14 protein-coding genes are annotated in these 12,776 nt (G+C 52.1%); 8 read left to right on the top strand and 6 right to left on the bottom strand.

Features of this window, described 5'->3' with window-relative positions:
- Nucleotides 1-59: 59 nt before the first annotated feature.
- The 4 genes from ACAW87_RS22195 to ccoS form a co-directional block, all read right to left on the bottom strand.
- Entirely contained in the window at nt 60-899 is an 840-nt protein-coding gene (locus ACAW87_RS22195) for a cbb3-type cytochrome c oxidase N-terminal domain-containing protein (RefSeq protein ID WP_370725845.1), read from the bottom strand.
- A 7-nt stretch (nt 900-906) separates the two neighbouring features.
- A complete protein-coding gene (locus ACAW87_RS22190; RefSeq protein ID WP_370725844.1) occupies nt 907-1,077 on the bottom strand; it encodes a hypothetical protein in 171 nt (56 codons plus the stop codon).
- 113 nt (nt 1,078-1,190) lie between these two features.
- Nucleotides 1,191-3,419 (bottom strand): cytochrome-c oxidase, cbb3-type subunit I, encoded by a 2,229-nt coding sequence (ccoN, locus tag ACAW87_RS22185; RefSeq protein WP_370725843.1) that lies wholly within the window; start codon nt 3,417-3,419, stop codon nt 1,191-1,193.
- Between the two features lie 30 nt (nt 3,420-3,449).
- Entirely contained in the window at nt 3,450-3,692 is a 243-nt protein-coding gene (gene ccoS / locus ACAW87_RS22180) for a cbb3-type cytochrome oxidase assembly protein CcoS (protein ID WP_370725842.1), read from the bottom strand.
- 174 nt (nt 3,693-3,866) lie between these two features.
- On the opposite strand from ccoS, the gene ACAW87_RS22175 reads away from it, so the two are divergent.
- The 4 genes from ACAW87_RS22175 (at nt 3,867) to ACAW87_RS22160 (ending at nt 7,286) form a co-directional block, all read left to right on the top strand.
- On the top strand, nt 3,867-4,316 hold the full coding sequence (locus ACAW87_RS22175) for a hypothetical protein (protein ID WP_370725841.1): 450 nt from the start codon (nt 3,867-3,869) through the stop codon (nt 4,314-4,316).
- Nucleotides 4,317-4,336: 20 nt separating this feature from the next.
- Nucleotides 4,337-5,086, top strand: coding sequence for an acyl-CoA desaturase (locus tag ACAW87_RS22170; RefSeq protein WP_370725840.1), 750 nt, complete (start codon nt 4,337-4,339; stop codon nt 5,084-5,086).
- 263 nt (nt 5,087-5,349) lie between these two features.
- Complete coding sequence (locus ACAW87_RS22165; RefSeq protein WP_370725839.1) at nt 5,350-6,360, top strand: aldo/keto reductase; 1,011 nt, start codon at nt 5,350-5,352, stop codon at nt 6,358-6,360.
- 5 nt (nt 6,361-6,365) lie between these two features.
- Complete coding sequence (locus ACAW87_RS22160; RefSeq protein ID WP_370725838.1) at nt 6,366-7,286, top strand: helix-turn-helix domain-containing protein; 921 nt, start codon at nt 6,366-6,368, stop codon at nt 7,284-7,286.
- A gap of 4 nt (nt 7,287-7,290) precedes the next feature.
- On the opposite strand, the gene ACAW87_RS22155 is transcribed toward ACAW87_RS22160, so the two are convergent.
- Both ACAW87_RS22155 and ACAW87_RS22150 read right to left on the bottom strand, forming a co-directional pair.
- Nucleotides 7,291-8,379, bottom strand: a complete 1,089-nt coding sequence (locus ACAW87_RS22155; RefSeq protein WP_370725837.1) for a Fic family protein — start codon at nt 8,377-8,379, stop codon at nt 7,291-7,293.
- Nucleotides 8,380-8,493: 114 nt separating this feature from the next.
- A complete protein-coding gene (locus ACAW87_RS22150; protein ID WP_370725836.1) occupies nt 8,494-10,215 on the bottom strand; it encodes a GH39 family glycosyl hydrolase in 1,722 nt (573 codons plus the stop codon).
- Nucleotides 10,216-10,345: 130 nt separating this feature from the next.
- Here ACAW87_RS22150 and ACAW87_RS22145 point away from each other — a divergent pair, with 130 nt between their 5' ends.
- The 4 genes from ACAW87_RS22145 (at nt 10,346) to ACAW87_RS22130 (ending at nt 12,709) form a co-directional block, all read left to right on the top strand.
- A complete protein-coding gene (locus ACAW87_RS22145; protein ID WP_370725835.1) occupies nt 10,346-10,693 on the top strand; it encodes an ArsC family reductase in 348 nt (115 codons plus the stop codon).
- 135 nt (nt 10,694-10,828) lie between these two features.
- Nucleotides 10,829-11,266, top strand: coding sequence for a MarR family winged helix-turn-helix transcriptional regulator (locus ACAW87_RS22140; RefSeq protein ID WP_370725834.1), 438 nt, complete (start codon nt 10,829-10,831; stop codon nt 11,264-11,266).
- Between the two features lie 4 nt (nt 11,267-11,270).
- The gene (locus ACAW87_RS22135) at nt 11,271-11,714 is read left to right on the top strand and encodes an organic hydroperoxide resistance protein (protein WP_370725833.1); all 444 of its coding nucleotides are present in this window, start codon (nt 11,271-11,273) and stop codon (nt 11,712-11,714) included.
- Entirely contained in the window at nt 11,711-12,709 is a 999-nt protein-coding gene (locus tag ACAW87_RS22130; protein WP_370725832.1) for an NADP-dependent oxidoreductase, read from the top strand. Before ACAW87_RS22135 ends, ACAW87_RS22130 begins: the two co-directional genes overlap by 4 nt.
- Nucleotides 12,710-12,776 lie beyond the last annotated feature (67 nt).

Here is a 12,776-nt window from a genome sequence, read left to right as displayed (position 1 = left end):
ATCGCTTGGTCGGGGACCCTAGTGCTGTCAGGTCGGGGGACCTGACAGCACTATACCCATTAGTTCGCCGCTACTTTCTCGCTTTGCGCAGGTACGTTCGGGGCTTCTTTTTCGCCCTGCGGTTCTTTGCCACCAGCGGGTTTAGTGCCCTCCAATGATTTAATGAAGCTGGCTACGTGCTGCAGCTGGAGCGGGTTAAGCTGCTTCTTCCACGACATCATGCCTTTCTCCACAACGCCTTCAGTAAGGGTGTGGAAAATAGCTTTGGCCGAACCGCCGTGCAGCCAGTATTCGTCGGTCAGGTTGGGGCCAACGCCGCCTTGTCCCTCGGCTCCGTGGCAGGCCACGCAGTATTGGGTATATAAGGTTTTACCGTCGCCAATCGATTTGGCATCAGTGACGAACGTTACCGTGTTTTCGTTGATCGAGCCGGCGGTTTTCTTGATATAAGCCTCCTGCTGAATCTCGGCCATGGCTACTTCCTTGTCGTATTCGGCAATTTGCAGGTCGCTGGTACCGATAACGTGAAACAAAAACAGGTAAACGACGGCAAAGCCAATGGTACCGTAGAACAGGTACATGAACCAGGGTGGCGGCGGGTTGTCGAGCTCCACAATACCGTCATACGAGTGTTCCATCACCAGGTCTTTCTCCTGGCTCAGCGGGCGCAGGCCGATGAAATGTTGCCAGAACGATTGCTTTGGCCTAGCGGCTTCGGCGGCGGCCTCTTCCGGGTTGAGCATCTGCCTCAGCACAATGGCTAAGTAGATCGTAACCCCCAGAATCATGATCATACCAATGGTAACGATCGACAGCATAACGACCCAAATCAGGTCTTCGCCCGACGTCAGATTCCAGATCGAGCTGGGGGCGGTTGCGGTTAAAAAGAGTGCGTTCATGGAGAAATCAGGCGTCTTGAGATTCGTCTAACGGCAGTCGGCTGATCTGATTGAGCTCGTTTTTATCAGCCATCAGCAGGTATATGCCAATCAGAACAAAAAAGGTGAGAAAGGTCAGAAACGAGCCGACCATGTAGACATCAGCACCTGGAATGTGGGATATGAATTGCTTGAACATTATTTTTTGTCATTTATGGTCATTAAGTGGTCATTGGTAGTCATTAGATGGTCATTATGAGAAAGGCAAAGAATGACTATCAATGACCACTTGATGACAGCGAAGCATAACGACTAATTCTGTACCGTCTCCATCTTCTTAATATCCGTCCCCAGCCGTTGCAGGTAGGCGATAAGCGCTACGATTTCGCGGTCTGATTGCACCTTGATGCCCTCTTTGGCGAGGTTAGCCGCAATCTCGTCGGCCTGTTTTTTTACATCGTCGTTGGCGCTGGCAATCGCTACATCTTCGTAGGGGACACCCACGCTGCGCAGGGCAGTCAGCTTATCGGCTGTCGACGATGCATCGAGCTGTTGCGTCACCAGCCAGGGGTAAGCCGGCATGATTGAACCGGGCGACATCGAGCGCGGATTGTCCATGTGGTAGTAGTGCCACGAGTTAGGGTAACGGCCGCCTTCGCGTTGCAGATCGGGTCCGGTACGTTTACTACCCCACAAAAACGGGTGGTCATACACGTATTCACCAGCTTTCGAATATTCACCGTAACGTTCTGTTTCTGAACGGAATGGACGAACCATCTGGGTGTGGCAACCTACGCAACCTTCGCGGATGTACAGATCGCGGCCGTGTACTTCCAGCGCGGTATAGGGTAGCACGGCCGTGATGGTAGGTACGTTGCTTTCGACCATGAATGTGGGCACGAGTTCGATCAGCGAGCCAATCAGAATCACGACCAGCGAACCAACCAGCAGGGGCATGGGCTTGCGCTCGAACCAGCGGTGCCAGTAGGTATCGTTTCCGGTAGGTACGTAATCTTTCTGAAGGGCAGGTGCCTCGGCGGGTTCATCGGCAGTCAGCGTACCTGCGGCCATGGTTTTCACCAGGTTATAGGCCATCAAAATAGCGCCAATCAGATAGATTGCTCCGCCGGTGGCCCGCATCATGTGCATCGGCAGCAACCGGAGCGTGGTTTCCAGAAAATTGGGGTACTTCATCATGCCTTCGGGCGTGAATTCTTTCCACATCATACCCTGTGTGAAACCCGAGATATACATCGGAACCGCATAGAACAGAATGCCCAACGTACCCAGCCAGAAGTGCGTATTCAACAGTTTTTTCGAATACAGCGGCGTTTTGTACATGCGTGGAATGAGCCAGTACAGCATAGCGAAGGTCAGGAAGCCATTCCAGCCCAGGGCGCCAACGTGTACGTGGGCCACGATCCAGTCGGTAAAGTGAGCAATGGCGTTCACATTCTTCAGCGACAGCAACGGCCCTTCAAACGTGGCCATACCGTAAGCGGTCAGGCCCACAACCATGAACTTCAGAATGGCATCTTCGCGCACTTTATCCCAGGCACCGCGCAGAGTAAGCAGTCCGTTAATCATACCGCCCCACGAGGGTGCAATGAGCATAATCGAGAACACAACGCCCAGCGATTGCGCCCAATCGGGCAGTGAGCTGTAGAGTAAATGGTGAGGACCCGCCCAGATGTAGATAAAGATCAGGGCCCAGAAGTGTAGAATCGACAGTTTATACGAATACACCGGCCGGTTGGCCATTTTAGGCAGGAAGTAATACATCATGCCCAGATACGGCGTGGTCAGGAAGAAAGCCACGGCATTGTGACCATACCACCACTGCACCAGCGCATCCTGCACCCCGGCATACATCGAGTAACTTTTCAGGAAAGAAACCGGAATAGCCATTGAATTCACGATGTGCAGCACGGCAATGGTCACAAACGTGGCAATGTAGAACCAGATGGCTACGTAGATATGCCGTTCGCGCCGTTTGTAAATAGTGCCAAACATATTGATGCCGAACACCACCCAGATCAGCGTGATAGCAATGTCGATGGGCCATTCGAGTTCAGCGTATTCTTTCGAGGTAGTCAGGCCCAGGGGAAGGGTTGCTACGGCCGACAGAATGATGAGTTGCCAGCCCCAGAAGTGAATTTTGCTGAGTAAATCAGAAAACATACGCGCCTTGCAAAGCCGCTGTAACGAGTAATAAACGCCCATAAAAATGGCGTTACCCACGAAAGCGAAAATGACCGCGTTGGTGTGTAACGGACGAATTCGCCCGAATGTGGTGTACTGATTACCCAGGTTGGCAGCGGGTGCAAACAACTGAGTAGCCGCAATAACGCCCACCAGCATGCCAATGATGCCGAAAGCGATAGTGGCAATGGCGAAGTTGCGCACGATCGTGTTATCGTAGGCAAACTTCTCGGCAATGGGTAGCGGCCCTTTCGGTGGTTGCCCGATTGCCTCCCGGTCAGGCCCATCCAGGCGGGGAGAAATAATTACCGGTGGAGGATTATTGGTAACTGAGTTCATAGAGCAATAGAGGAAGTTTTAATGAGTCGATTAAGCAGTTGGTGAGCTGATTGTTGTATTCGCTGACAGTCCCGTAGGACGTGGCGTGGTTGAATTAATCGGATCGCCTGCCTGATTGGCGGTTGTGTAGGGCGTTGTATCGTCGAGCAGCATCCGCATCGATGGCGTGTACAGATCATCTTGCTGACCGGTGCGCATCGACCAGATAAATGCCGCCAAAAACCCTAGCGCCATTAGCAGACTTACTCCAATCATAAAGTAGATGATAGACATGTCGTTGACGGTTTTAATGCGTCAAAAGTGCGGCTCGATTGGTGGCTTCCCGATGAGGTTCATCAGGGTGGAGGGTGATAAAATTCAGGTACGTTCCGGGCTGATTTTTATCAATCAACGGCCTGATGCCGGTCAGGGACGAGCCATAACGAATGCGCCACTTTTACAGCATCAATGACTCCAATACACATGGATAACGCCATTCAAATGCTTCAGACTACCCCTTCAGCCCCCATTCAGACGCCACTACAGACCTGCCGCACACAGCATCAGGCATGGGCCGTTAGCCTTGAGCAAAGCGAAGAAGAAATTGATCAGTTGCTAACCTTGCTGGCCGATTTGCCCAACGATAGCTACCGGAGCCTGAATCATCCGGTTATAGGCTACACCCAATCGCTCAGCCGCCTGAAATCCCGGATTCATAACCTGCGGGTCGATGTAGTTTGTACGGGCACAGGCTGTTCAACACCTGCACCGGCAACCTCTTGCCCCGACCCTCATTTTAGCCAGCCTACCACCACCAACAGCACCAGTCTGATTTCGGCGGTTTCGGCCGAGTATGACCGCATGAAAGATCGTTGCCAGTCATTCCTGGGCGAACTGATGCTGCTCAACCTTATCTAATTGACTGCCAATTACGTATCATGATTATTCTTGCCTTTTTTGTGGCGCACTGGTACCTGTCGGTGCTGATGCAGACCTTTTTTCTTCACCGTTATGCCGCCCATCAGATGTTCACCATGAGCAAAGGCTGGGAAAAATTCTTCTACACGCTGACCTTCATCGGGCAGGGTTCTTCATTCCTCAGCCCGCGCGCGTATGGCATCATGCACCGCCTGCACCACGCCCATGCCGATACTGAGAACGACCCGCATTCGCCGGAATACTCGAAGAATCTGGTCGATATGATGTGGAAAACGCGGATCATTTACAACGACATTCTGAACGGTCACGACTCAGTACCGGCCAAATTCAAAAAAGGCGTTCCTAACTGGCCGTTCATGGAATGGCTCGGCGACCGTTGGCCCGTTCGGCTGGCCTGGGGCACTGCCTATACGCTGTTCTACATTCAGTTTGCCACCTCGCCCTGGCTGTTTCTGCTACTGCCGATTCATTTCCTGATGGGTCCGGTACATGGCGCGATCATCAACTGGTACGCGCACCGGTACGGCTACACCAACTTCAAGCTGGAAGACACCGCCAAGAATCTGCTGCCGTTCGATTTTCTGATGATGGGTGAATCATATCACAACAACCACCATAAATTTGGTGGACGCCCTAATTTCGGCGGCTTCCGCTGGCACGAGTTCGACCCCGCCTACCCGCTTATTCTCCTGCTGAATAAAGTAGGTGTGCTAAAATTGAGATTGGGCCGCGACGAAGCGTATATGTAAGGGGGAAATGTCATTATACTACGCGTCATTAAGTGGTCATTACGCTGCGCTGTCCTTAGATGGTCATTTTTTGCCAAACAACGAATGACTATTCAATGACGCGAAGCGAATGACAGCGCAGCGTAATGACCACTTAATGACGCGAAGCATAATGACAGCGAAGCCTAATTCTGAACACAACGATACGTGATTTGGCTACTTTTTGGCCTGTGCGCTAGCTGACCTTTGCCTTGTCAAAATCAGACGCACAGACCAAAAAGAAAATGAACAGTATTCCAAAAGTAACCCTGGGTAATCAGGGATTAGTGGTGCCAGCCATCGGACTTGGCTGCATGGGCATGACCCAGATTGCCGGTGCCGATGTTTACGGTAAGTCCGACGAAACAGAGTCGATTGCCACCATTCACCGCTCGCTCGAACTGGGCGGCAATTTCCTCGACACGGCCGATTTATATGGCCCGCTTCACAACGAACGGCTGATTGCCAAAGCCATTAAAGGCAACCGCGATCAGTACATTATCGCCAGTAAATTCGGCTTCGAGATCGACGATGCCGGTGACCTCACCTGGCAAATCAACGGCAAGCCCGACTACGTCAGGAAAGCCATCGAACGGTCGCTGAAAAACCTTGGCACCGACTACATCGACCTGTATTACCTGCACCGGTTAGACACCAGCACGCCGATTGAAGATACCGTTGGCGCTATGGCTGATCTGGTTAAGGAAGGTAAGATTGGCTACATCGGTTTGTCGGAAGTGGCGATGGAAACGGTGAGACGGGCGCATCAGATTCACCCCATCACAGCTATACAAACCGAATATTCGTTATTCGAGCGTAGCCCTGAAGAGCTGGGTACGTTGCCCGGACTGGCCGAACTGGGCATCGGCTTCGTAGCGTATTCGCCGCTGGGTCGTGGCTTTCTGTCGGGTGATATCACCAGTCCGGACGATTTTCCGGCCGACGATTTCCGGCGTGGCATTCCCCGTTTCCAGGGTGAGCAGTTTCAGAAGAACATCGAACTGGTAGCGGCTATCACAGCCATCGCCCACGAGAAAGAAGTCACGCCATCGCAACTGGCAATTGCCTGGGTGCTGGCCAAAGGAGCGTTACCGATTCCGGGCACCAAGCGCGTCAGGTACGTCGAGCAAAACATCGCCGCCGCCAGCATTACGCTGACTGCCGCTGAACTGGAACGCCTGGAGGCCATTGTTCCGTTAGGCCTATCAACGGGCGACCGCTACGATGCCATGAGCATGAATATGATTGACAAATAAACGGTATGAAAAAAGAAGCCAATCACCCCTACGTCATCGAGTCTGTTTCGGAGTTGCATCGGCTCATGAAATTGCCGAGACCAGCCCATCCGTTGGTAAGCGTCATTGATATGAGCGACATCAAATGCCACATCGATGTGCCGACCCAGAGTTTTGTCTATAATTTCTATTCGATCTGCATCAAGAAAGGCTTCACCGGCAAGCTGAAGTACGGACAGAACTATTACGATTTCGACGAAGGGGTGATGACTTTCTTTTCGCCCGGTCAGGTAATCTCGACCGTAACGCCCGACGATATGACCATGTCGGGCTGGTGGCTGACGGTGCATCCTGATTTCCTGCTGAACCATGCGCTGGCGAAGGGCATTAAGGCCTACGGATTTTTCTCGTACGCCGTCAACGAAGCCCTGCACGTTTCAGATAAAGAAGAAGCGATGATCAAGTCGATCATGCTGAACATCGCGCAGGAATATCATACATCGATCGATGGCTTTAGTCAGGACGTGATGTTGTCGCACATCGACCTGCTACTCAACTACGCAAACCGGTTTTACAACCGGCAGTTTATCACCCGCAAACACGTCAACAACGATTTATTGTCGAAGCTGGAAGCGATTCTTACGGACTATTTCAACGGCGATAAGGTGCCCGAAATGGGGTTACCCACGGTTCAGTATCTGGCCGATCAGTTGTCGGTTTCGCCAACGTACCTGAGCGACATGCTTCGCTCGCTGACCGGGCAAAGTACGCAGCAACACATTCATAACAAGCTAATCGAGAAGGCTAAAGAGAGCCTGACAACGACCTCGTTATCGGTCAGTGAAATCGCCTACCGCCTCGGTTTCGAGTACCCGCAATCATTCAGTAAGCTGTTCAAAAGCAAGACCAACGTCTCCCCGCTGGAATTTAAGCACTCGTTTAATTAGGGGGTTAGTCAGCCAACAAGTCAATTAGGCGCTGGTTTACGTAGTAGGTTGTTCGGCCTGTTTTGGTTGGCGTGAGTACGCCCCCCTGAGCCAAAAGCTTCAGGTACGTTGTGGCTGTTTGGCGCGACATAGAGCCACGGCGTTCCAGTAGTTCAATTTTCAGGTAGGGTAGCGTAAACATCAGTTGTAGAATCGAGTAGTCGTATCGGGTACCTAACGCCTGCCGTACCGGACTTTCCATGTCAGCCATTAGCTGTAGCATCCGCCTGATTTTACTGGCAGTAAGTCGGGCCGTTTCACTGATTCCTGTTAATATAAATACAATCCATTCAGTCCAGGCTTCCTGTTCAGTTACCTGTCGTAGCAACCTATAATAATCCTGCTTGTATGAATTTACATAGCGACTGAGGTAAAGCACTGGTTGAGGAAGCAAGTCTTGCTGAACAAGATACAAGGCCATCAAAATCCGGCCTGTACGCCCGTTACCATCCAGAAACGGATGAATGGCTTCAAATTGGTGGTGAAGCAAAGCTAGTTTGATGAGCGGGTCGGGGCCATTGGGGAGGTCTTCATTGATGAACTGTTCGAGTGCACTCAGTTTCTGACGCAAGACATCTTCACAGCAAGGAGGTGTATAGACAACCGATCCGCTGTTGGCATTCTTAAGCGCGGTGCCCGGCATAGTACGCACGCCAGCGCTATTCTTCTTCAGCGTTTGCACAATGTCTACAAACGTGTTCGTTGTCAGCAAATTAGAGCGGTTCTGCATATGATCCAGTCCTGTGTAAAGGGCTTCGAGGTAATTTAGTACCTCTTTAGCGGTCGAGTTCTGCCCGTTGTCATCGGCAATAGCTCGATATAGCTCATCTTGCGTAGTCACAATGTTTTCAATGGCTGAACTGTCACGACTTTCTTGTACGACCAGTGTATTTATTAAAATGTTTGGATCGGGCAATGAGGTGCACAGGCCTTTTAATTCAGCTAGATAACGGGCTGCTTGAACAAGAATCTGGCTAATACCAAGACTGTTGAAGTCAATCAGCGGCGGAAGATCGGGTAAATCGTTGTAGGGAACGGTGGGATCGTAAGCCATTTCTGATGTTAAGTTTTTGGCTATAATTGTACATGAAGCTATTCGTCATGTGCAACGGTTATACATGACGAATAGCTTCATGTACAATTATAGCCAAAAACTTAACATCAAACCCTATTTCCACGTCACTTTCAATAGCGACACGCCTTGGCGGGGTAGCGCGAAGGAGAGGGTTGTTTCGCCGTTGGTGACACGTACCTGTTGGGGGGCTGATAGTGTCTGAAGCTGACCCGCTTTTTCGAGTTCGGCGATTTGGCTAGTCGTTGGCGCTTTGGGCGAGCCCATTTTTTTCCAGGCTTCGTAGGAGTTGCTGTGCTGCTGATCGATGCGGTAGTGCTGCACGATGGCGGTTTTGCCGGGAATGCCTGTCAGCTGCACCGAAACGGGTGCATCGGGGCCAGGTACGTTGTCGTCGTGGTAGTGCCAGACCATCACCGCCGCCGATTTGGCATCTTTACTGGCCAGGGCGTTGATATCGGCTTCGGCCCGCACGCTTTCATCACGTACGCGGGTATAATCGTAAGCCAGTTTGCTGGTCACCTCGACCCGGTTGGTGGGCATCATCCCGAACATACGGAACACATTCAGCACCGGCTTGTCGACACCGTTGGTGGCCAAATCGCGGAAGCCGCGGAACCAGGCCTGATCTTCAAACTCGAAGGCCCAGGTAACCGCTCCCGCCAGATTCACGCCGCGCGCCTTCGCCAAATCGTATTTTCGGGCAAACGACGCGGCGGTGTAGCTCGAATACATGGTGCCATTCCGGTACGCATTCTGTGGGCTCATATCTTCCGAGCAGGCCGCGCAACCTTCCGGGTCCGACTCCCCGATGATGATCGGGAGGTTTTTCAGGCTCGGGTACGACGCCACCAGTTCAAATCCTTTGTCAATGTCGCGGAGTTGCGTGCCCATGTTCATCTGTACGTGACCGTCAACGAGTTTGGGCGCTCCTTTGGCGTGGAAGGTGATGAAATCGAGCGGTGCGCCGGTCTTGCCGGTTACGGCGTTGGTGCCATTCACGATATGGTCCATGAAGGTTTTGAAGAACGTGTACGCGCCTTTGCCGCCGGGGCCGGTTACTTCAGGACCACCTATTTTAGCCGTTGGTAACGCCCGTTTCACAGCGTCGGCGGTATAGTCATACAGCTTGATGTATTCTTCGGTGGTACCTTTCCAATAGCTGATGTTCGGTTCGTTCCAGAGCTCCCAGTACCAGCTTTCCACTTCCTTTTTACCGTATTTCTTCACCGAGTGGTTCACCCACTGATACACCAGTTCGGCCCATTTGTTATAATCTTTGGGTGGGTACGTCCAGCCCAGGTAAATGTCGTTGTAGTTGTCGCCGGGTTTCCAGTGGTGGCGATACGGTTGCGGTTTGGTCGACATGGCTTCGGGCATGAAACCAATCTGGGCAATCGGCTTCATACCGCGTTGGATAAATGTGTCGAAAATACGGTCGATAATCGTCCAGTCGTAGATTGGGTTACCCTGAGCGTCTTCGGTGTAGGCGTTGGTAGATCCCCATTTCAGCGCCGCTTCGCCATCGCCCGTCACCAGCAAGCTATGTACCCGCACATTCACGGGCACCTTGCTCAGCTTCGAGATTTCAGTCAACAGCTTTTTACCGTCTTTCATGTAGGTATAGTTCGGCTCGTCGTAGCCAAACCAGGCCCAGATCGGCGTTAGTGGACCGTTGCTTTTGGTCAGGTCGACATTAATCTGGACCGGTTGTCCGGGACTGGGTTGGGCCAGACTGCTCGTGCTGGTAAACAGGCTAACGGCGCCACCGACAAGCAGCGAGCACAGCAAACCGAACTTCGTTTTACGTTGGTACATCAGGAACAGGGAGTTAGACTTCGCTCAGTGATTGCTAAAACGGCGAAGTGAACAGGAAAGACCGGGGTCTGATGTTTCTCATAGGTGATGGCCAAGAAACCGGTATTTTTGTGGGATTACTCTCAAAAGCATGTATACGCTCTACGCCATTCCGAATTGCGACACCGTGAAAAAAGCCCGCGTCTGGCTGGCCGAAAACGGCGTGACCTACCAGTTTCACGATTACAAAAAGCAGGGTATCGACCGCGCTACCATTGAGCGTTGGCTGACACAGAAAAGCTGGGAAGAACTGGTGAACCGCGCCGGGGCTACCTGGAAAAAACTACCCGACGCCGATAAGCCAACCGATGCCGAAGGAGCCATTGCCCTGATGATGGAGAAAACCTCGGTCATTCGTCGCCCGATCATCGAAGCCGATGGGCAGATTGTTGCGTTAGGCTTTAAAGCCGAGGACTATGCCGCCACGTTTGCTGTGTAGTGTACTCGCGTAGCTTCGCGCTGTAGGCCTGGACACGGTACCAATCCAACGTACCTAAAGCTATCCACCGAATCTGAACGAAACCTTTTACCGCCTTTTCGGTTTATTATATTGTGCACAATATAATTGTGAAAAATGAATAAGCTTCTGCTGCAAAATCAACTCTGTTTTCCGCTGTATGCGCTATCGCGGCAGGTAACGGCTTTGTACCGGCCTATGCTCGAAAAGCTGGACCTGACGTACCCACAGTATCTGGTGATGCTGGTACTGTGGGAAGCCGATGCTCGAACGGTTGGCGAATTGGGCGACAAACTACAGCTGGATTCAGGTACGTTGACGCCTCTGCTGAAACGCCTGGAGCAGAAAAGTTTGATTACCCGGCAGCGCAACCCGGCCGACGAACGGCAGGTAACCATTCTGCTTACCGAAGCAGGCCGGAACCTGAAGGAACTAGCCACCGATATTCCAGCTCAGTTACAGGAAAATCTGCACATGGACGATCAGCAGGCGGTTATTCTTCATCAGCAATTAGTTACGCTTCTGGATCAAATCTCAACGATTAATAAACAATAAACCTATGTTTCAATCCATCTATACCGCCCAGGCAACGGCCACCGGCGGACGCGACGGCCACGTCACCTCATCCGATCAGGTTCTCGACCTCGACGTGCGTGTGCCCCGCGAAATGGGCGGCGCAGGCGGTGCCTACACCAATCCCGAACAGTTATTTGCAGCCGGATATGCGGCCTGTTTCGACAGCGCCCTGAACATGATTACCCGGATGACGAAAGTAAAAACCGGAACAACCACCGTTACGGCCGATGTAAGCATTGGCAAACTGGAATCGGGCGGATTTGGCCTGGCCGTTGTGCTTAACGTGAACGTACCTGAGGTGGAGCAATCGGTTGCCGAAGAACTGGTGCAGAAAGCGCATCAGGTGTGTCCGTATTCGAACGCCACACGCGGAAATATTGATGTATCGCTAACCGTAACGAACCATTCGGGATCTGTAACAGTATGAGCGCTCAACAAATAGTATTGGCATCACGTCCCAAGGGGATGCCCGATGCCGCCACGTTCAGGTCTGAAGAGGTAACGCTACCGGAACTGAAAGAGGGCGAGGTCTTGCTGGAAGCCACTTATTTCTCCGTTGACCCGTATATGCGGGGCCGGATGAACGACGCCAAATCGTATGTGCCCCCCTATCAGGTTGGGCAACCGCTGGCGGGCGGTGGCATTGCCAAGGTAATCGACAGCAAATTTGAGGGACTGACTACCGGCGATCTGATAACGGGCAACTTGCCGTGGGCCACCCGTTCGGTGGTTCCGGGCGAGGGGCTGAAAAAGGTCGACGCCAAGCTGGCCCCGCCCAGTTATTATCTTGGCATTTTGGGTATGCCCGGCCTGACAGCCTATTTCGGATTGCTCGACATTGGGAATCCACAACCTGGTGAAACCGTGGTAGTGTCGGGCGCGGCGGGTGCGGTGGGCATTGTTGTGGGGCAAATCGCCAAAATCAAAGGCTGCCGCGTAGTAGGCATTGCCGGGTCTGACGATAAGATAGCGCTTCTCAAAGATGAGTTTGGATTCGATGCGGTAGTAAACTACAAAACGGCGGAGAACCTGACCGATGCGATTGCCGAAGCCTGCCCTGACGGTGTCGATGTGTATTTCGACAATGTAGGTGGCGAGGTATCGGATGCGGTTGTCAAAAACCTCAACTTCCACGCCCGTATTCCGCTATGCGGTCAGATTTCACTGTATAACACCACCGACGTACCTATGGGCCCGCGTATTCAGCCCATGCTGCTGACCCGTAGCGTGTTGATGAAAGGCTTCATTGTGGGTAACTATCAGGCTCGCTTTGGCGAAGGCGTGAAGCAACTAGCCGCCTGGATTAACGAAGGAAAGCTGCACTATAAAGAAACTACGCTAACCGGTTTCGACAAGTTACCAGAGGCGATGCTTGGCCTGTTTTCTGGCCAAAACACCGGCAAAATGATTGTTGAAGTGTAACGCACAGTTTAGCAAGACATTAATAAAAGGTCAGTTTGCGGAAGCAGACTGGCCTTTTTTGTGTACC

Origin of the sequence: Fibrella aquatica (assembly GCF_041321135.1) — a bacterium.
Classification (GTDB): Bacteria; Bacteroidota; Bacteroidia; order Cytophagales; family Spirosomataceae; genus Fibrella; species Fibrella aquatica.
Note: the sequence above shows the minus strand (reverse complement) of the source record. Positions and strands in the feature narration are given on the sequence as shown.

Bases quoted from the DNA above. Each gene is read 5' to 3' on its own strand.
- ACAW87_RS22195 (WP_370725845.1), bottom strand. From the start codon at position 899: ATGAACGCACTCTTTTTAACCGCAACCGCCCCCAGCTCGATCTGGAAT.
- ACAW87_RS22190 (WP_370725844.1), bottom strand. From the start codon at position 1,077: ATGTTCAAGCAATTCATATCCCACATTCCAGGTGCTGATGTCTACATG.
- ccoN (WP_370725843.1), bottom strand. From the start codon at position 3,419: ATGAACTCAGTTACCAATAATCCTCCACCGGTAATTATTTCTCCCCGC.
- ccoS (WP_370725842.1), bottom strand. From the start codon at position 3,692: ATGTCTATCATCTACTTTATGATTGGAGTAAGTCTGCTAATGGCGCTA.
- ACAW87_RS22175 (WP_370725841.1), top strand. From the start codon at position 3,867: ATGACTCCAATACACATGGATAACGCCATTCAAATGCTTCAGACTACC.
- ACAW87_RS22170 (WP_370725840.1), top strand. From the start codon at position 4,337: ATGATTATTCTTGCCTTTTTTGTGGCGCACTGGTACCTGTCGGTGCTG.
- ACAW87_RS22165 (WP_370725839.1), top strand. From the start codon at position 5,350: ATGAACAGTATTCCAAAAGTAACCCTGGGTAATCAGGGATTAGTGGTG.
- ACAW87_RS22160 (WP_370725838.1), top strand. From the start codon at position 6,366: ATGAAAAAAGAAGCCAATCACCCCTACGTCATCGAGTCTGTTTCGGAG.
- ACAW87_RS22155 (WP_370725837.1), bottom strand. From the start codon at position 8,379: ATGGCTTACGATCCCACCGTTCCCTACAACGATTTACCCGATCTTCCG.
- ACAW87_RS22150 (WP_370725836.1), bottom strand. From the start codon at position 10,215: ATGTACCAACGTAAAACGAAGTTCGGTTTGCTGTGCTCGCTGCTTGTC.
- ACAW87_RS22145 (WP_370725835.1), top strand. From the start codon at position 10,346: ATGTATACGCTCTACGCCATTCCGAATTGCGACACCGTGAAAAAAGCC.
- ACAW87_RS22140 (WP_370725834.1), top strand. From the start codon at position 10,829: ATGAATAAGCTTCTGCTGCAAAATCAACTCTGTTTTCCGCTGTATGCG.
- ACAW87_RS22135 (WP_370725833.1), top strand. From the start codon at position 11,271: ATGTTTCAATCCATCTATACCGCCCAGGCAACGGCCACCGGCGGACGC.
- ACAW87_RS22130 (WP_370725832.1), top strand. From the start codon at position 11,711: ATGAGCGCTCAACAAATAGTATTGGCATCACGTCCCAAGGGGATGCCC.